The organism is Catenuloplanes sp. NPDC051500 (assembly GCF_044454585.1).
Classification (GTDB): domain Bacteria; phylum Actinomycetota; class Actinomycetes; order Mycobacteriales; family Micromonosporaceae; genus Catenuloplanes.
In genome coordinates this window covers 245,297-263,220 of sequence record NZ_JBITDX010000011.1, presented here as the reverse complement: position 1 = coordinate 263,220, position 17,924 = coordinate 245,297, and the positions used below count along the sequence as shown (strand labels likewise).

The 17,924-nt window shown below is 71.7% G+C and carries 15 protein-coding genes; 12 read left to right on the top strand and 3 right to left on the bottom strand.

The window, feature by feature from the left end; all coding sequences use genetic code 11:
• Position 1: 1 nt before the first annotated feature.
• From ACIA8K_RS23675 to ACIA8K_RS23665, 3 genes are read right to left on the bottom strand one after another with little or no spacing between them, the layout of a single operon-like run.
• Positions 2-934: an ABC transporter permease gene (locus ACIA8K_RS23675; protein ID WP_396062695.1), complete on the bottom strand. Its 933-nt coding sequence runs from the start codon at positions 932-934 to the stop codon at positions 2-4.
• The gene (locus ACIA8K_RS23670) at positions 931-2,550 is read right to left on the bottom strand and encodes an ABC transporter substrate-binding protein (RefSeq protein ID WP_396062693.1); all 1,620 of its coding nucleotides are present in this window, start codon (positions 2,548-2,550) and stop codon (positions 931-933) included. The genes ACIA8K_RS23675 and ACIA8K_RS23670 overlap by 4 nt, the downstream gene beginning before the upstream one ends.
• Positions 2,547-3,674, bottom strand: a complete 1,128-nt coding sequence (locus ACIA8K_RS23665; protein WP_396062691.1) for an acyl-CoA dehydrogenase family protein — start codon at positions 3,672-3,674, stop codon at positions 2,547-2,549. The genes ACIA8K_RS23670 and ACIA8K_RS23665 overlap by 4 nt, the downstream gene beginning before the upstream one ends.
• Positions 3,675-3,930: 256 nt before the next feature.
• On the opposite strand from ACIA8K_RS23665, the gene ACIA8K_RS23660 reads away from it, so the two are divergent.
• From ACIA8K_RS23660 to ACIA8K_RS23605, 12 genes are all read left to right on the top strand, one after another.
• On the top strand, positions 3,931-4,806 hold the full coding sequence (locus ACIA8K_RS23660) for a LysR family transcriptional regulator (protein ID WP_396062689.1): 876 nt from the start codon (positions 3,931-3,933) through the stop codon (positions 4,804-4,806).
• Positions 4,807-4,913: 107 nt separating this feature from the next.
• The gene (locus ACIA8K_RS23655; protein ID WP_396062687.1) at positions 4,914-5,183 is read left to right on the top strand and encodes a hypothetical protein; all 270 of its coding nucleotides are present in this window, start codon (positions 4,914-4,916) and stop codon (positions 5,181-5,183) included.
• Positions 5,176-5,838, top strand: a complete 663-nt coding sequence (locus tag ACIA8K_RS23650) for a DUF6879 family protein (RefSeq protein ID WP_396062685.1) — start codon at positions 5,176-5,178, stop codon at positions 5,836-5,838. Before ACIA8K_RS23655 ends, ACIA8K_RS23650 begins: the two co-directional genes overlap by 8 nt.
• Before the next feature lie 14 nt (positions 5,839-5,852).
• Positions 5,853-8,222: a tetratricopeptide repeat protein gene (locus ACIA8K_RS23645; protein WP_396062683.1), complete on the top strand. Its 2,370-nt coding sequence runs from the start codon at positions 5,853-5,855 to the stop codon at positions 8,220-8,222.
• 125 nt (positions 8,223-8,347) lie between these two features.
• Positions 8,348-9,487 (top strand): LLM class flavin-dependent oxidoreductase, encoded by a 1,140-nt coding sequence (locus ACIA8K_RS23640; RefSeq protein WP_396062681.1) that lies wholly within the window; start codon positions 8,348-8,350, stop codon positions 9,485-9,487.
• Positions 9,484-10,587: an acyl-CoA dehydrogenase family protein gene (locus ACIA8K_RS23635; protein WP_396062679.1), complete on the top strand. Its 1,104-nt coding sequence runs from the start codon at positions 9,484-9,486 to the stop codon at positions 10,585-10,587. The genes ACIA8K_RS23640 and ACIA8K_RS23635 overlap by 4 nt, the downstream gene beginning before the upstream one ends.
• 13 nt (positions 10,588-10,600) lie before the next feature.
• A complete protein-coding gene (locus ACIA8K_RS23630) occupies positions 10,601-12,217 on the top strand; it encodes an ABC transporter substrate-binding protein (RefSeq protein WP_396062677.1) in 1,617 nt (538 codons plus the stop codon).
• On the top strand, positions 12,214-13,164 hold the full coding sequence (locus tag ACIA8K_RS23625; RefSeq protein WP_396062675.1) for an ABC transporter permease: 951 nt from the start codon (positions 12,214-12,216) through the stop codon (positions 13,162-13,164). Before ACIA8K_RS23630 ends, ACIA8K_RS23625 begins: the two co-directional genes overlap by 4 nt.
• Positions 13,164-13,955 carry an ABC transporter permease gene (locus ACIA8K_RS23620; RefSeq protein WP_396062673.1) on the top strand — a complete coding sequence of 264 codons (792 nt, stop codon included), beginning with the start codon at positions 13,164-13,166 and terminating at the stop codon, positions 13,953-13,955. Before ACIA8K_RS23625 ends, ACIA8K_RS23620 begins: the two co-directional genes overlap by 1 nt.
• On the top strand, positions 13,952-15,532 hold the full coding sequence (locus ACIA8K_RS23615) for a dipeptide ABC transporter ATP-binding protein (RefSeq protein WP_396062671.1): 1,581 nt from the start codon (positions 13,952-13,954) through the stop codon (positions 15,530-15,532). Before ACIA8K_RS23620 ends, ACIA8K_RS23615 begins: the two co-directional genes overlap by 4 nt.
• Entirely contained in the window at positions 15,529-16,635 is a 1,107-nt protein-coding gene (locus tag ACIA8K_RS23610) for a ketopantoate reductase family protein (RefSeq protein ID WP_396062669.1), read from the top strand. Before ACIA8K_RS23615 ends, ACIA8K_RS23610 begins: the two co-directional genes overlap by 4 nt.
• On the top strand, positions 16,628-17,923 hold the full coding sequence (locus tag ACIA8K_RS23605; RefSeq protein ID WP_396062667.1) for an FAD-binding oxidoreductase: 1,296 nt from the start codon (positions 16,628-16,630) through the stop codon (positions 17,921-17,923). The genes ACIA8K_RS23610 and ACIA8K_RS23605 overlap by 8 nt, the downstream gene beginning before the upstream one ends.
• The last annotated feature ends 1 nt before the right edge of the window (position 17,924 follow it).

The window sequence follows — 17,924 nt, the reverse complement described above, 5'->3', positions numbered from 1 at the left end:
CTCAGCCGTTCCGCAGCCTGGGGTCGACCGCGGTGACGAGCAGGTCGACAGCGGTGGACAGCGCCACGAACACCAGCGCGGACAGCAGCGTCACACCGATCACCACCGGCATGTCCTTGCTGCTCACCGCGGCCAGCGTGAGCGCGCCGAGTCCGGGCCGCCCGAAGATCGTCTCGACAAGCACAGCGCCGCCGAACAGCGTGCCGGTGATCCAGCCGGTCAACGTCAGAAGCGGGACGGCCGCGTGCCGCAGCGCGTGCCGGAGCCGGACCGCGTGCTCGCCGATCCCGCGCGCCCTGGCGGTTACCACGAACGGCTGCGCCAGCGCCGCCTCCAGGCTCTCCCTGAGCACCTGGGCCAGCACGCCGGCCAGCGGCAGCGCGAGCGTCACCGCCGGCAGCACCAGCGCGGCCGGGCCGGCGTCACCGGCCACCGGGAACAGCCGGAACCGGAACGACAGGAAGGTCAGCAGCACGATCCCCACCCAGTACGACGGTGTGGACGCCGGCACCAGCTCCGCGACGGTGGCCAGCGCGCGCAGCGCCGGCCGGCGGCCCGCAGTGGCAAGCGCGGACAGCAGCGCCAGCCCGGCCGCGATCGCCAGCGCGGCCGCGGCCAGCTGCGCGGTCGGACCGGTCGCGGCGCCGATCAGTGCCGCGACCGGGCGTTGCAACTGGTACGACTCGCCCAGATCGCCCTGGACCAGCCGCCCCAGGTAGTGCAGGTACTGCTCAGCCACCGGCCGGTCGAAGCCGTACTCGCTGACGATCTGTGCCCGGACCTCAGGCGACGCCGAGGTGGCCGGCCCGAGCAGCACCGCGACCGGATCACCGGGGACGAGTTGCAGCGCGGCGAACGCGAGTGTCGCGGCGCCGAACAGCACGCCCACCGCGCCCACGGCTCGAAGCGCGATGTCCCGAAGTGCCCCGATCATGGCGTGACCAGCCAGGCGTCGGCGTACCGGACCCAGTTGTTCGCGTCGAAGGCCAGCCCGTGCACGCCGGTGCTGTGCCCGACGATCGTCACCTGCGTGTAGAGCGGCGTCACCAGGGCCAGGTCGATCGCGCGCCGCTGTGTCCTCTCGTAGGCGTCCCGCCGCGCCGCGTCGTCAAGCGTGGCCCGGCCGGCCGCGGTCCACGCGTCCAGCTCCGGGTCGGTGACGAACGTCGCGTTGATACCGCCGGTGGCCGGTGCGCTGCGGCTGTTCAGGAACAGCCACAGCACGTCCGCCTCGAACCGGGGCCAGCTCAGGTCCACCAGGTGCGCCTTTCCGCCGTACACCTGCGCGCTGTAGGTCCCGACGTCCACGGACGGGCGGTCGACCTGGATGCCGATCTTCTTCAGGTCTGCCTGGATCGCCTGGCCGAGCACGTCGCGGCTCTCCCGGGTGGCCGCCTCGGCGATCTGCGGCCAGCCGAGCGTGAGCCGCACGCCGCCCTTGGTGCGGTAACCGTCCGAGTCCCGGCCGGTCCAGCCGGCCTCGTCCAGCAGCCGCGCGGACAGCGCCGGATCGTACGGCCAGCTGTTCTCGAGCGACTTCGCGTAATACGGCGTGGTCGGCGTGATCGGGCTCCACGCGCGCGGGAACTGCCCGAACTGGACGGTCCGCACGTTCGTGTCGATGTCGATGCCGCGCTGCACCGCCTGGCGTACCCGCTGGTCGTCGAGCGGTGCCAATGAGCCGTTGAACCAGAGGTTGTAGTTGCCGCCCGGCACCCCACGGCTGATCACCTTCAGCCGTGGGTCGGCCTGCGCCGCGGCCACGCTCTGCGGCGGGATCGCGCGCGCCACCTGCACCTGCCCGCTGGTCAGCGCGCCGGACCTGGTGAACCCGGCCGGCAGGAACCGGACCACCACGGAGTCGAGGTACGCCGCGCCGGGGTGCGCGGCCGTGCCCGGCCCCCACGTGTAGGCCGGGTTGCGGGTAAGCGTGACAGACTGGCCCTTGGTGTACGCGCTGAACACGAACGGCCCACTGCCCACGTTCGCCGCGCCACCGCCGCTCAGCGGTCCGGTCAGTGCCTTCGGCGAGTAGAACCCGAGGTAGGTGGTGGCGGCCGCCTGAAGGAACGGCGCGAACGGCTCCGCGAACGCGATCCGCACGGTGTGCGGGTCGACGACCTCCGCGCCGGTGTACGGCCCGAGCAGCCCGGCCGCGTACTGCGACTTCGTGGCCGGATCAACGATGTGGTCGAAGTTCGCCTTCACCGCCGCCGCGTCGAACACTGTCCCGTCGTGGAACGTCACGTCCTCCCGCAGGTGGAACGTGTAGCTGGTGAAGTCCGGCGCGACCTCCCAGGACGTCGCCAGCCACGGGTGGAACCGGCCCTCCGCGTCCTGCGAGACGAGCGAGTCGAAGACGTTGCGGGAGATCTCTGCCGTGATGTCCTGCGTGGTGACGTGGATGTCCCAGGAGACCGGCTCGGTGTCGACCGCCACGGTAAGAGTGCCACCCTGGCGCGGCGGTCCTGCATCCTCCACGTCACCGGCCGCGGTACCGGAGCACGCGGTCAGCGTCAGCAGCGCCAGCCCGGCGATCAGCCGCCTCATCGCAGCACCGCCGCGCCGATGCCGGACACGGCCACGTCCTCGACCGGCGCGTGCACGCCGGCGGACTGGATGTCGCGGAAATGCCGTTCGAGCGGGTTGTCCTGCGCCAGCGCCCGGTTGCCGAGCGCCCGGACCGCGATCTGCACCGCGTCCGTCACGTGCCGGATCACCACCACCTTCGCGGACAGCGCGTCAGTGGCGGACACCGGCTCCCCGCGGTCCAGCCGGCCGGCGATGCCCAGGATGAGTTGCTCGGCCGTGGAGAGCAGCACCTCGATCCGGCCGGCGGCGCGGCGTACCCGCTCCGTACCGGCGGCGTTGCGGGCCGGGTTGCCGGGCACCCGGTCATGGGCGAAGTCGTGCAGGAACCGCTGGGCCGCCCGCGCCACGCCGAGGTAGAGCGCGGCGGAGATGACCAGCACCGCGCTCGGCGGCGGCGAGACGTCCGGGGGCGGTGCGCCGAACTCGGCCAGGTCGATCACGTGGTCGCGGGGGACCGGGACGTCCGTGAGGACGACCTCGTGGCTGCCGGTGGCCCGCATGCCGAGCTGGCGCCAGGTGGACAGGATCTCGATGCCGGGCGCGTCGCCGGGAACCAGGAACACACCGGCCCGGACCGGCGTCTCATCCGTGGCCGCCCACACCAGGAAGTAGTCCAGCCCTTCCGCGCCCGTCACGTACGCCTTGCGCCCGGAGATCAGCCACCCGTCATCGGTACGCCGCGCCGTGGTGGCCGGCGGTGCCCCGGAGGTGGACGAGCCGGTCGAGGGTTCGGCGCGCGCATGATTGATCAGGACCGGCCGCTGCCGCGACTCCGCCACCAGCCGGGTATAGAGCGCCTCCGGCCACGGCTGGTGGCGGTGCAGCAGATGCGGCACCAGCGTCATTGTCGTGATCAACGCGACCGACGGATCCCCGGCGCCGAGCGCGATCAGGATCCGCGACACGTCGGTGAAGCTCGCGCCGTCGCCGCCGTAGCGCGGGTCGACGGCCGCGGTCAGCAGCCCCGCCTCGTGCACCAGCTTCAGCTGGGCGTGCGGAAACGCGCCGGACGCGTCGAGGTCGGCCGCCGTGGCCGCCAGCGCTTCGGTCAGCTCGTCGAGCGATATCTTTTCAACGGCCATGAATGTCTCCTCGCGGATGACCGGAAGTGTTAGAAAGGGAGCGCTATCGGGGCGCTTTTTAGAGCATGGAGCAGCTCGGCGGTCATTGTCCAGTGTCGAATAGCCATTTCGTAGTGTGGGCGGGAATCTATTCGCAAATGCGCAGCCAGCGCCTTTATCGCTCTTTATAAGGGGGGTGTAGGGGTGTTCGCCGTAACAATCGTCATCATTGTTTCCGGATCCCCCGATACGCCCACCTGATCGATAGGATTGCCGGGTGTCCGATCCGCTCGATCTGATCCACCTGCGCTCGCTCGTCGCCATCGCCGACTGCGGCGGCTTCCACCGTGCCGCCGCCGCGCTGCGGCTCAGCCAGTCGACGGTCAGCCAGCACGTCCGCCTGCTGGAACGCCGCCTCAAGGAACCGCTTGTCGAGAAGTCCGGCCGCGGCACCCGTCTCACCGCCGCAGGCGAGGCGCTGCTCGTCGAGGCCCGCCGCATCCTCGCCGTCCACGACGAGTCCCTGGCCCGCCTCGAGGTCCGCGCCGAACGCGACATGGTGGTCGGCTGCACGGAGCACGCGGCCGACCGGATGCTGCCCCCGTTCCTCGCCGTGCTGCGACACGCGTTCCCCGGCCGTACCGTCCGCTTCCGCCTGGACCGCTCCACCCGCCTCGCCGACGACGTGGCCCGCGGCGCCCTCGATCTGGCCGTCGTCCTGGGCGGCGCCGAACCGTCCGGCGCCCAGATCACGATGCTGCCGCTCTCCTGGTTCGCCGCCCGCCACGCGCCCCTCCCCGCGGCCGGCGAGCCGTTCCCGGTCGTCGCTTTCGAGGAGCCCTGCGGCCTGCGCCAGAAGGCACTCCAGGCGCTCGATTCCGCAGGCCACGTCACCACAATCACCGCGGAGTCGACAAGCCTCGACGGCGTCCTCGCCGCGGTCCGGGCCGGCCTCGGCATCGCCCTGCTCCCCAGCACCGGCCGCACCCCTTCGGGACTGGTCGCGCTGCGTCACCTGCCGGCCCTCGACCCGGTCGCCCTCGAAATAGTCACCCGCCGCGGCATCGACCCCGACATCCGCCGCACCGCCTTCGAGGCCGGCCGCGACTTCTTCGCCACCCGCGCCCACCTCCGCAGCATCGCGGTCGCCTGATCCCGACGTGCCGTTCCGCTTCGTTGACCGCATAAGAGCTTGTCGGTACCGTCGAATTACCGGGTGATCGCAGCGTCACTCCGGGTCGTAGGCCGGGAAGGTGAGCCATGTCAGCTCCGTGGGGCGCCGATCCGGCCGCCGGATTCCGCCGCCGAATCGGTAAGTCGGCTCATGAGTTGGGAACCACCAGCGGAAATGCCAGCTGCCCGGACATCTGGGAGTTGGACAACGGCGACTTCGCGGTGATCGGCACCCAGCTGCGCGATGCCTACCGTGACCGCCTGACCGCCGGCGTGACGATCGACGAGCACGAGAGCGTCGTCGTGATCCCGCGCAGCATGCTGATCGCGGCGAAGGCGGACATCCCCGATGCCTGAGCCCCTCCGCGGTGCGACCGGCGAACGGATGGAGCTCGACGACTACTACGCGGACTTCGAGCGCGTCTTCTGGCGTACCGGCGAGTTCTGGAAGTTGGAACGCGGCCAGGTGTTCGCCGAACCGGGCGACGAGAGCTGGACACTGTTCAACCGTGGCGACTGGGCGGGGTCGCTGCGCGTCATGGAGGCGCGCCGCGATGATCTGACCGCCTACCACCGGGAGGCAGCGGAGGCCGGTGTGACAGCACGCCGGATTCGGATCGTCGAGCGGCCGCTCTCCGCCTACATGCAGTGGGAACTGCATCATCTGAAGATCCGGGACGAGACCGGCGGCCCGATCCGGGTCCTCGACGCGTCCGCCGTGGCAGACATCGAGTCCGGCGGCCCGATGCCGGAGATCTACACGCTCGGCACCGAGGTGATGTACCAAGCGGTCTATGACGGCAGCGGCGTCCTGGAACACGTGGTGCGGTATACCGACCAGTTGCTCGTCCATCGATGCCGGGACTTCATCGGCGCCCTCTACGAGCGCGGCGAACCCGTCGCAGACTACTTCGCGCGGGAGGTCGCGCCGCTCCCACCACCCGTGCCGGACGATCCGCTGCCCGAGGGCTACCTGGACCGGACCGGCCGGCCGGGGCCCATCCGCTCCTGACCGAAAGATCGCTCATGACATCGGGGTACGACCGTGACTCCCTGCTGGCCGCGGTCGTGCAGGCGATGGCGCTCCAGGACGGCCTCTACCTGAGCCCGCAGCCGGAACAGCAGCAGAGCGCTCGGGTGACGTCCCGGCAACTGCCCGCGCCGGTGCGTGGGTTCACCGACCGGGCCCGGGAGTCCACGCTGCTCGACCGAGCACTGAACCGGCTCGGCACGGGCGATCCACTGCCCGTGCTGCTCATCGTGGGCGGACCGGGCGTGGGTAAGACCGCGCTTGCCGTGCATTGGATGCATTCGCTCAGGCCGCGTTTCCCCGATGGCGAACTCGTCGTCAACCTTCGCGGCTACGGCCCGGATCGGCCGCTTCCCGCCGCACGGGCACTGGACCGGCTGTTACAAGGACTCGGAGTGCCACCGAGCCGGATCCCCGACGACGTCGAGGATCGCGCCGGCCTTTTCCGGTCCCGGATCGCCGGCAGCAGAATACTGATCCTGCTCGACAACGCCGCGGGCGCCGACCAGATCCGGCCGTTGCTTCCCGGCGCGCCCGGGCCGCTGTTCGTGGTCACCAGCCGGGACCGCATGGCGCGTCTGTCCGCCCGGGAGGGCATCGATCATGTACCGCTGGGCACACTGCCAGAGACGGATGCTGTCGCACTGGTTAGGCATATCACCGGGTCCGCCCGGCCGGACGATTCGGCGGCGGATCTGGCCCGGCTGGCCCGGTCGTGTGCTCAGCTTCCGCTCGCGTTGCGCATCGCAGGCGTCCGCGCCGCCACCCGCCCGGCGACGCCGCTCTCCGAACTGGTCGAGGACCTCCGGGACGCCACCGGAGCATGGGAGGCGCTGACGGTCCAGGACGGATCCGGGAGCGATGACGTCCGAAGCGCATTCGCATGGTCCTACCGCGAACTGCCCGAGGCGGCGGCGCTGCTGTTTCGGATGGTCGGCCTGCACCCGGTGCCGGAGATCGGAGTGGGCGCCGCAGCCGCGGTCGCTGGTCTGAGCGAGCGTGACGCCCGGCGCCTGGCCGACGTGCTCGCAGGAGCGTCGACGATCGAGGCGACGAGCGCCGGCCGGTACCGGATGCACGATCTGCTGCACGCTTATGCGAGGGCCGAGTCGTACGCTCGCGATCCCGTCCACGCCCGGCGGCGTGCGATCGGGCGGTTGGTCGGCTGGTATGCCCTGTCGGTGGACAACGTCGCCCGCCTGGTCTCCGGCGGCGACCGCCTGCTGCCCCGGCCGCCGCTGGACGAGGAGGTGAGCCCGGCCCGATTCGAGTCCGCGGATGCGGCGTCGGCCTGGCTCGACACCGAGCGGCAGAGCATCCTGTCGAGTGTCCGGTTGGCCGAGTCCTCCGGTCTGCCGCTGCACGCGTTCGCTCTGGCCGTTGCGGCCGGGGCCGTCTACCTGAGCTACTTCCATTTCGACGACTGGGCGGAGACGTCGGAGATCGCGGTCCGGGCCGCTGCCGGGACCGGCATCGAACTCTATGTGGCAGTCGCGGAGCGCAACCGCGGGATGTACCTGTTCCGGCACGGTGACCATGGGGAGGCCCGGACTTCGTTCATGGACGCGTTGCACACGTTCGAGCGGATCGGCGACGCGCGTGGCGTCGCGGAGACGACCAACGCGCTGGGGCTGGTGTGCCTGCGGCTCCGCGACCTCGTCACGGCCGTTGACCTGTTCACGCGCGGCGCCAACCGGTTCATCGACATCGGTGACGCGCGGTGGAATGCCGTCTGTCGCTCCAATCTGGCAGAGGCTCGGATCGAGGCCGGCGATCTACCGGCCGCGGTGGCCGATCTCGGCGTGCTGGTGCGGTTGTTCGCGCAGGCGGGCGACGAGTCGATGCGCGGTAACGCGCTCTGGCTCCTCTCCCGGGCCCGGCGGCTGGGTGGGGATGTCACCGGCGCGAGGACCGCGATCGAGGAGGCGCTGGTGATTGCGACGGAGCTGCGCAACCGGATCCTTGAGGGCGCGTGGCTGATCGAAGCGGCGCTGGTGCGGCTTGCGCTCGATGACGCCGTCGGGGCGCTACATGACTGTCGGCGTGCTGCGGCGTTGCAACAGGAGATCGGGGACTCCAGCCGTGAGGCGCTGGCCTGGCACTGCACGGCGGAGGTGCTTGCCGCGATGGGTCGCCGGCCCGAGGCCGCTGCGTTTCATCTGCGGGCGGCCCGCCGGTTCCACGGGCTGGGCGACACCTGGAACGAGGCGCTCGCCCGGGTCGGCGCCGCGGACGCGGCCGCCGCACTGGGCCGAGCCGACGCGGAACGGGAGCAGCTCGATCTGGCGGCCGAATGCCTCCTGGCCCATCAAGACCCGATGGCGGTCGAGTTGAGCTCGCAGCTCGGGCGCCGGCTCGGCGGGTGAGTGACGGCTGGGGCGACCGATCGGAGACTGCGATCGGTGGACTTGTGGAACCGTCGTTGGATGTATTCCCATCGGGTAAGTAGGCTTTTGCGTGGTCAGTCGTCCACGTCAGGAGTGGTTCCGCCATGACGGTTGAATTCATCAGCGCCATCAACGTCAATCCCAGCAACGAGGTGAACGGCCTTGCTGAGCCGGCCGTGGACCCGGCGTTCCTGCGCCGGTACGCACGCACGCTCGAGGACGGCGGCTTCGACTACACGCTCGTGCCCTACGGCTCGTCGTTCCATGATCCGTTCACGATCGCGGCCACGCTCACCCAGCACACGGAGCGGATCAAGCCGATTGTCGCGCTCCGGCCGAACACGGTGTACCCGACCGTGGCGGCGAAGGCGCTCGCCACGCTCGATCAGGTCTCCGGTGGGCGGGCGGTCGTGCACTTCATCGCGGGCGGCAGTGACAAGGAGCAGGCGCGCGAGGGGGACCGGCTGAGCAAGACCGAGCGCTACGCGCGCCAGGAGGAGTACATCCGGATTCTGCGCCGCGCCTGGACGGAGCGCACGCCGTTCGACCATGCGGGCGACTACTACTCCTTCGAGGATTTCGTCTCCCACGTCAAGCCGGTCAACGGGACCATCCCGATCAGCGTCGGCGGCTCGTCGGACGACGCCTACCGGGTCGGTGGCGCGCTCGGCGACATCTTCGGCCTCTGGGGCGAACCCCTCACAGAAACCCAACACCAGATTTCGAGGGTACGGGAGGAAGCCACCCGGTCCGGCCGTGTCGACAGCCCGCGCATCTGGGTGACGTTCCGGCCGATCGTGGCCCCGACCGACGCGCTGGCGTGGGAGAAGGCGCACCGCGTGCTCGACATCCTCAAGCAGGGCCCGGGCGGTCCGCGCCGGCGCTGGGACGGCGGCGGCGCGCCCGCGAACGTCGGCTCGCAGCGGCTGCTCGAGATAGCGGCCCGCAAGGACCTGCACGACCGGGCACTGTGGACGCCAACGGCCACCGCGACCGGTGCGGCGGGCGCGTCGACCGCGCTTGTCGGCAGCTACGAGACGGTGGCGGCCGCGATCCTCGACTACGTCGACCTGGGCGCGGACCTGATCTCGATCCGCGGCTACGACAACCTGAACGACGCGATCGACTACGGCCGCTACATCCTGCCGCTGGTCCGTCAGGAGCTGGCGCACCGCGAGCGCACCGGCGAGCGGGGCCGGGTGGTGGCCCAGCCGCCGCTCGAGAACGACCTGGTCACGTCGTGACGATCGACGACGCCACGCTTGAGAAGCTTACGGCGCGGCTTGCGGGGACGGCGGAGCGTTACGACCGCAGCGGCGACTTCCCGGTGGACGGGATCACCGCCGTGTTCGAGGCGGGGCTGCTGCACGCGGAGGTCGGTGCACGGACCAGCCTGGCCGACGCGGTGCGGATCTTCGCGGCGCTCGGCCGGGGCGACCCGTCGGTGGCGCTGCTGACCGCTATGACGTTCCTGCAGCATCGTGCGCAGGCGACGGCGCCGTGGTGGCCGGACGCGCTCTACGCGCAGGTCGTCGCGGACTCCGCGGAGCGGCCGGTGCTTCTCAACGCGATCCGCGCCGAACCGGAGTGGGGTGCCCCGGCTCGCGGTGGGTTGCCGGCCACGACGATCCGGCGGACCCCGGACGGCTGGTCGCTCACCGGCCACAAGGGATTCGCGACGGGCGTGGAGGGGCTGGCGTACCACCTGGTGTGGGCCGCGACCGAGGACGACGAGCCGCTGCTGGCGCACGCGATCGTGCCCGCGGACGCGCCAGGCATCGAGATCGTGCGCACCTGGGACCATCTCGGGCTGCGCGCGTCCGGCACGCACGACGTGATCTACACGGACGTGCGGGTCCCGGAGGAGAACTTCCGCGGGACGCCACCGCAGAACGCCACGCAGAGCGCGGGGCTTGCCGTCTCCGCGCTCTACCTCGGCGTCGCGCAGGCCGCCCGCGACTTCTTCGTCAAGTTCGCGAACGAGCGGGTGCCGAGTTCGCTTGGCCGCCCGATCGCCACGACCGAGCGGATCCAGAGCGTGGCCGGGGAGATCGAGACGCAGCTCGTACACGCGGAGGAGCTCTTGACCGGTCTTGCTCCTCGGATCGACGCCGGGGACCCGGCCGCGATCGCGCGCGTGCCGGTCGCCAAGGTGCTCGTCACCCGCGCGGTGATCGCGGCCGTGCAGACCGCGGTGGCGGCGCTCGGCAATCCGGCGCTGACCCGCCACCACCCCCTGGAACGGCATCTGCGTGACGTGCTCGCCTCGCGTGTGCACCCGCCGCAGGAGGACGCCGCCCTGCTCATCGCCGGCCGCCGTGCGCTGGCCGCCGTACCCCGATAGAAGGAGCACCATCATGAGACACCTCGGGGCGTTCTCGCTCGTTGCCCTGCTCGGGCTGTCCGCCTGCGCGGGCGGCGCCACGTCGGCGGCCCAGGCCGGCGGCGATCCGGTCTCCGGCGGCACGCTGAAGATCGCGTTCTGGGACGACCAGCAGGGCTGCATCGACCCGAACCAGGTGTACTGGATCGAGAGCCGGTCGCTGAACCGCCAGTTCGCGGACTCGCTCACCGACCAGGACCCGGAGACCGGCGAGATCGTGCCGTGGCTGGCGACCGGCTGGAAGGTGTCCGAGGATGCGAAGGCGTTCACGTTCGACCTGCGGCCGGGTGTGACGTTCAGTGACGGTACGCCTCTTGATGCGACAGCTGTGAAGACGGCGCTCGACGGCACGTTCGCGCTCGGGCCGAAGTCGCTGCTGGGGCTGACCTACCTGGCCGGGTACGACACGACCACAGTGGTCGACCCGGACACGGTCTCGGTCACGTTCAAGCAGCCCAACGCGGGTTTCCTGCAGGCGACCTCGACGACCACGCTGTCCATCCTGTCGCCTGCGACGTATCAGAAGACGCCTGAGGCGCGCTGCACCGGCGACGTGATCGGGTCCGGGCCGTTCGTGCTGGAGAGCTACACCGCGGCGAAGTCGGCGCGGCTGACCAAGCGGGCGGACTACGCCTGGCCGTCCGCGCTCGTGAAGAACCAGGGCGCGGCGTACCTGGACGCGATCGAGGCGAGCTACATCAAGGAGGACAGCGTCCGGGTCGGCAGCCTGACCAGCGGCGCGGTCGACATCGCCTGGCCGCGGGAGCCGATCTCCGAGGCGGACCAGAAGCTGATCGAGGCGACCGGCGGCACCATTACGTCGCGGCCGCTGCCGGGGATCAGCAGCGGCCTGGTGCCGAACGTGACGAAGGGCGGGCCGCTCGCCGATCTGGCCGTCCGGCAGGCGCTGCAGAAGTCGATCGACAGGGGTACGTACGCGTCCACGATCTACTGGTCGGGCTACCCGGTCGTGGCCGGGCCGTACAACTCGACCACGCCGTACTGGACTGACGGGTCCGCCGCGCTCGCCTACGACCCGGACGGCGCGGCCGCGCTGCTCGACCGGGCCGGGTGGGCGAAAGGGCCGGACGGATACCGGTACAAGGACGGCAGGAAGCTGACGCTTCACGCGCCGGTCACTGTCGCGCTCGCCGGGGACCAGCTCATCCAGGACCAGCTCAAGAAGGCCGGAATCGACCTCCAGCTGACAGTTGTCACGGTCGCCCAGCGGACCGAGCGGATCGCCGCGGGCGACTTCGACATCACCAGCACGTACTACACCCGGGCGGACCCGAGCGTGCTCGGCTCGGTGCTCGACCAGAAGGTGACCAAGGGTGGCACGGCCGTCTACAGCCAGGACCCGGCGACCGCGGCGAAGGTGAGCGAGCTGTTCGCGGCCGGGCTCCAGGCCACCGACCCGCAGAAGCGCGCGGCGGCCTACGCGGAACTCCAGGCGTACCTGGTCGCGCAGGGCGTGTCCTTCCCGGTCTACGAGCGCCTGCAGCTGGCCGGGCTGTCCCGTGCGGTGCAGGGCTTCTCGTTCACGAGCGAGGCGTTCCTGCGCACCAATGACCTGTGGCTGTCCCGATGACCCGCTATCTGCTCGGGCGGCTCGCGCAGGCGGTCGCGGTGCTCTGGGCCGTGTTCACAGTGACGTTCGTGATCCTCTACCTGCTGCCCAGCGACCCGGTCGAGCTGCTGCTTGCGGCCGGCGACATGCGGCCGGAGGATCTCAGTGCGGAGCAGCTCGCCACGCTCCAGGCGCAGTACGGCCTGGACAAGCCGGTGCTCGTGCAGTACCTCGACCAGCTGTGGCAGCTCGTCCGCCTTGACTTCGGCGACTCCATCTCGAAGAACGTGCCGGTGTCGCAGCTGCTGGCCGAGCGGGCCGGTGCCACGCTCGCGCTCGGCGCCACAGCCGTCGTGTTCGCGCTGGCCGGCGGCGTCACGCTCGCCTACCTGGCCGCCTGGGTCAGGTGGCGCCCGGCGCGGGTGCTGCTGCGGCGACTGCCCGCGCTCGGCGTCTCGTTCCCGCCGTTCTTCATCGGGCTGCTGCTGATCCAGGTCTTCGCGTTCTCGCTGGGCTGGCTGCCGGCCACCGGCTCGGACGGGCCGGCCACGCTGATCCTCCCGGCGGTCATGATGGCCACGCCCACGTCCGCGCTGCTCGCCCAGGTGCTGACCCGCAGCCTTGACGACACGCTCGCGGAGCCGTACGTGACCACCGCCCGCGCGAAGGGCCTGTCCCGCAACGCGGTGCAGGCCCGGCACGCGCTGCGCAACGCGGCACCGCCCGCGCTGACGCTGCTGGGGCTGCTGCTCGGCTTCACAGTGGCGGAGGCGGTGGTGGCGGAGACCGTGTTCACCCGGGACGGGCTCGGGCGGCTCGCGCAGGAGGCGGTGCTGGCCCAGGACGTCCACGTGGTGCAGGCGATAGTGCTCGTCGCGGCCGTGGCGTTCGTGACGATCAACCTGATCGTGGACCTGATCCACCCGCTGCTGGACCCCCGGGTCGTCCATGCGCGGCGGGTGTCGTGATGAGACGCCCCGGCCTGATCGTCGCGGTGCTGTTCGTGCTGCTGGTGATCGTGTCCGCGATCGTCCCGCAGTGGTTCACCGGCTACGACCCGACCGCCACGTCCCCGGCCGAGAAGCTGCTGTCCCCGAGCGGCACCCACCTGTTCGGCACTGACGAGCTGGGCCGCGACCTGTTCACCCGGGTGCTGCACGGCTCCACGATGACGATCCGGGCCACGCTCGGCTCGGTCGGCATCGCGCTCGTCGCCGGCCTGGCGATCGGTGTCGTGGCCGGTTTCGCAGGCGGCTGGGCGGACGCGGTCCTGATGCGGGCGGTGGACGTCACGCTCGCGATCCCGCGCATGCTGCTGGCCCTGACCATCGTCACCGCGCTCGGCTTCGGCATCGTGCCCACCGCGATCGCGGTCGCGGTCGGCATCGTGCCCGGCTTCGCCCGGATCACCCGCGCGGAGGTGCTGAAGGTCAAGACGCTGCCGTACGTGGAGGCCGCGCGGATGGGCGGCGCGTCCTGGACCCGGGTGCTGCTCCGCCACATCCTGCCGAACTCGTGGGGCCCCGTCCTCGTCCTCGCCGTCCTCGACTTCGGCGTGGCGATCCTAGCCGTCTCCGCGCTCAGCTTTCTCGGCTTCGGCGCGCCGCCCCCGGCCGCGGAGTGGGGCACGCTGATCTCCCAGGGCCGCAACTACCTGATCACGTCGCCGTGGCTGAGCCTGCTCCCCGGGCTCTTCGTCGGACTCGTCGTCTTCAGCCTCAACCACATCTCAAGGAGCATCGAGGAGCTGCAGCGATGAGCCTCGTACAGGTGAAGGGCCTGTCAGTCGTGTACGGCCGGCGCCGCCACCGGACCACAGCGGTAAGCGACCTCGACCTGACCGTGGCGCCCGGCGAGACGGTGGCCGTGGTCGGCGAGTCCGGCTCCGGCAAGACCACGCTCGCGTCCGCGCTCCTCGGCCTGCTGCCCGCGTCCGCGTCGGTCACCGCCGGCACGATCGAGGTGGCCGGCCACGACCTGACCGGCGGCTCCGACCGCGCGTTCCGGGCGATCCGCGGCACGGTCGCCGGGCTTGTGCCCCAGGACCCGATGGTCGGCCTGAACCCGACCATGCGGATCGGCCCGCAGGTCGCCGAGGCGGTCCGCCGCCGCCCCGGCCTGGACCGGCGCACCGTCGACCTGGAGGTGGTCGCCGCGCTTGAGGCGGCCGGCCTGGACGATCCGGTGCGGCGCGCCCGGCAGTACCCGCACGAGCTCTCCGGCGGCCTGCGCCAGCGCGTGCTCATCGCGATCGCGCTTGCCGGGAACCCCCAGCTGATCATCGCGGACGAGCCGACGAGCGCGCTCGACGTGACTGTGCAGAAACGCATCCTGGACCACCTCACCGGACTTGTCGCGGCGCGCGGCCTGGCCCTGCTGATCATCACGCACAACCTGGCCGTGGCCGCCGAGCGCGCGGGGCGGGTCGTGGTCATGCACGAGGGCCGGGTGGTCGAGCAGGGCGCGCCCGGCGACATCCTGGTCCGGCCGCGCGAGGCGTACACCAGGCGGCTTGTCGCGGCCGTCCCGCGCGTCACGCCCCGGTTCGTGGCGGTGCCGTCCGCGGAGCCGATCCTCACCATCGCGCACGTGACCAAGTCCTTCAAGGACGTGCGCGCGGTCGACGACGTAAGCCTCACGGTCCCGCGCGGGCAGACGCTCGCGCTTGTCGGCGAGTCCGGGTCCGGGAAGACCACCACGCTGCGGATCGCGCTCGGGCTGGAACGCCCGGACAGTGGCCGCGTGCTCTTCGACGGCGTCGACCTGTCCGGGCTCGGCTGGCGGCGGCAGCGGCCGTTGCGGCGCCGGTTCCAGCTCGTGCACCAGAACCCGTACTCGTCACTCGACCCCCGGTTCACAGTCGCGCAGACCGTCACCGAGCCGCTGGTGTCGTTCCGCGTCGGCGACCGCGCGTCCCGCCGGGCCGCCGCCCGCGACCTGATCGACCGCGTCGGCCTGCCGGAGACCGTGCTTGACCGCCGCCCCGCCGAACTCTCCGGCGGACAGCGCCAGCGCGTCGCCATTGCCCGCTCGCTCGCGCTGCGGCCGGACCTGCTGCTCCTCGACGAGCCGGTCTCCGCGCTGGACGTGTCCGTCCAGGATCAGATCCTCCGCCTCCTCGCCGACCTGCAACGTGACCTCGGACTCAGCTATCTGCTCGTCTCGCACGACCTCGCGGTGGTCGCCCAGGTGTCCCACCACGTCGCGGTCCTGCACGAGGGCCGCGTGGTCGAACACGGGCCGACCGCCTCCGTCTTCGCGTCACCGTCCACCGCACACACCCGGCGCCTGCTCGACGCGATCCCCGGGCCGGCCCGTCAGGAGGTCATCTCGTGAGCACGCGGTATGTGGTCATCGGCGCGGGCGCGGTCGGCGCGCTGCTCGCCGCCCAGCTGGAGTTGGCCGGGATCCCCGTGGTCCTGGTGGCCCGCGGCGTGCACCTCGCCCTGATCCGCGGCCAAGGGCTCACAATCCACAGACCTGACAGCATCGACACGGTACGCCCGCGCGCGGTCGACGGCCCGGCCGGTGTCCACCTCACCCCGGACGACGTGCTGGTGCTGGCCGTGAAGGCCCAGGACGCGGACGCGGCGCTTGCCGAGTGGGCGTGGCAGCCGGTGGCCGGTGGCGGCGTCACGGCGGACCTGCCGATCCTCACCTTCCAGAACGGGATGGACACCGAGGCGCTGGCATTGCGGCGGTTCGCCCGTGTCTACGGCGTCACGATCGCGGTCGCGGCCAGCTACCTGACGCCGGGCGCGGTGGTCAGCCCGTCGTACCCCCGCATCGGGGTGGTCTGGATCGGCCGCTACCCGGACCGGGCCGACCCGGCGGCGGACGGGTTCGCCGAGGATCTGCGGCGGGCCGGCTACGGCGCGCGGTCCGTCCCGGACATCACGGCCTGGAAGGCGCGCAAGCTGCTCGGCAACGTCCGCAACGGACTCGACCTGCTTGCCGGAAGCGCCCCGGACAAGGCGCGCGCGGGGGAGTTGCTGACCGCGGAGGCGTCGGCGGTGTTCGCGGCCGAGGGGATCGTGCCGGCCGAACCGCTGAGCGGTCTGGTGGTACGGCCGGTGCCGGGACACACGCCGGGCCGCCTCTCCACCTGGCAGAGCCATGCCCGCGGCGCGTCGAGCGAGACCGACCACCTCAACGGCGAGATCGTGCTTCGCGGCCGCCGACTGGGCGTGCCCACCCCGGTCAACGCGCGGCTGCAGCGGCTTGTCGGCACGAGCTGGTCGAGCGGCACGACGTACCCCGTCGGCGAGCTGTTGACCGTGATCGACGACGGGCCGCCCGGTGGCACGAGGGGCGAGGACGGCCCGAGCACTGGCGATACGACGACTGGATCGCCGTCCGCCGGCAGTCCGGCCCCGGACGCGGCCCGGAACGGCGCGGGACCGGCCGCGGGCGGCGCGGAGGTGCGGATCAGTGCCTGAGGACGACCTCCCCGACTACCGCACCGACCGTTCCGGCTGGGTGCCCGGCGGCGCGCCGCTGCGGGTGGTGCGGGCCCGGACCGTCGACGACGTGCGGAACACGCTCGCCGCCGCCCACCGCGACGGCACCCCTGTCGTCACCCGCGGCGCCGGCACCGGACTGGCCGGCGCGGCCTCGGCCGGAAGCGGCACGATCGTGCTCGACGTGTCCGGACTGGACCGGATCCTGCACCTTGACCCGGTCGACGCGATCGCACGCGTCGAACCCGGCGTGATCACCGCGGACCTCGACCGCGCCGCCGCCGCGCACGGCCTGTTCTTCGCGCCGGATCCCGGAAGCGTCGCCATCTGCACGGTCGGCGGCAACATCGCCACCAACGCGGGCGGCCTGCGTGCCACGAGATACGGCGTCACCCGGGACAGCGTGCTCGCGCTCGACGTGGTGCTCGCGGACGGCCGCCTGATCAGGGTCGGCAGGCAGACCGTCAAGGGTGTCGCGGGCCTCGACCTGACCGCGCTGATCGTCGGCTCGGAGGGGACGCTCGGCGTGGTCGTCGGCGCCACGCTGCGGCTGCTGCCCAGGCCACGTCAGGTCGCCACCGCGGCCGCGTACTTCGCCACTGTCGCGGACGCGGCGAAGGCCTCGATCGCGCTCGCGGCCGGCGGGCTGCGGCCGTCAGTTGTGGAGCTTGTCGACGGCCGCACGCTCGCCGCCATCGACGCGCTGCGCGGCACCGCCCACGCGGGCACCGGCGACGCGTTCCTGCTGGTCCAGGCGGACGGGTTCGGCGCGGCCGAGGAGATCGACGCGGTCGCGGGCGTGCTCGGCCGCACCGCCACGTCCGTGCGGACCACGCTCGACCCGGACACGGCCGCCGCACTGGCCGCGGCCCGGCGCGACGCGCTCCCCGCCATCGAGGCGAAGGGCCCGGTGTTGATCGAGGACATCGCGGTGCCCCGCTCCCGGCTCGGTGAGGCGTTCGACGAGGTCCACCGGATCGCGGCCGAGACGGGCACGGACATCCACGTGTTCGCGCACGCGGCCGACGGCAACCTGCACCCGATCATCCGTACCGGCGACGACCCGGCGGCCGCCCACCGCGCCGCGGACCGGATCTTCGCGCTCGCGCTCGACCTCGGTGGCACGGTCGCCGCGGAACACGGCGTCGGCGCGCTCAAACGCTCCTGGATGGAGCGCGAACTCGGCCCGGACGTGCTCGCGCTGCAACGCCGGATCAAGGAGATCTTCGACCCCACAGGCATCCTCAACCCCGGAAAGGCGCTCTGAC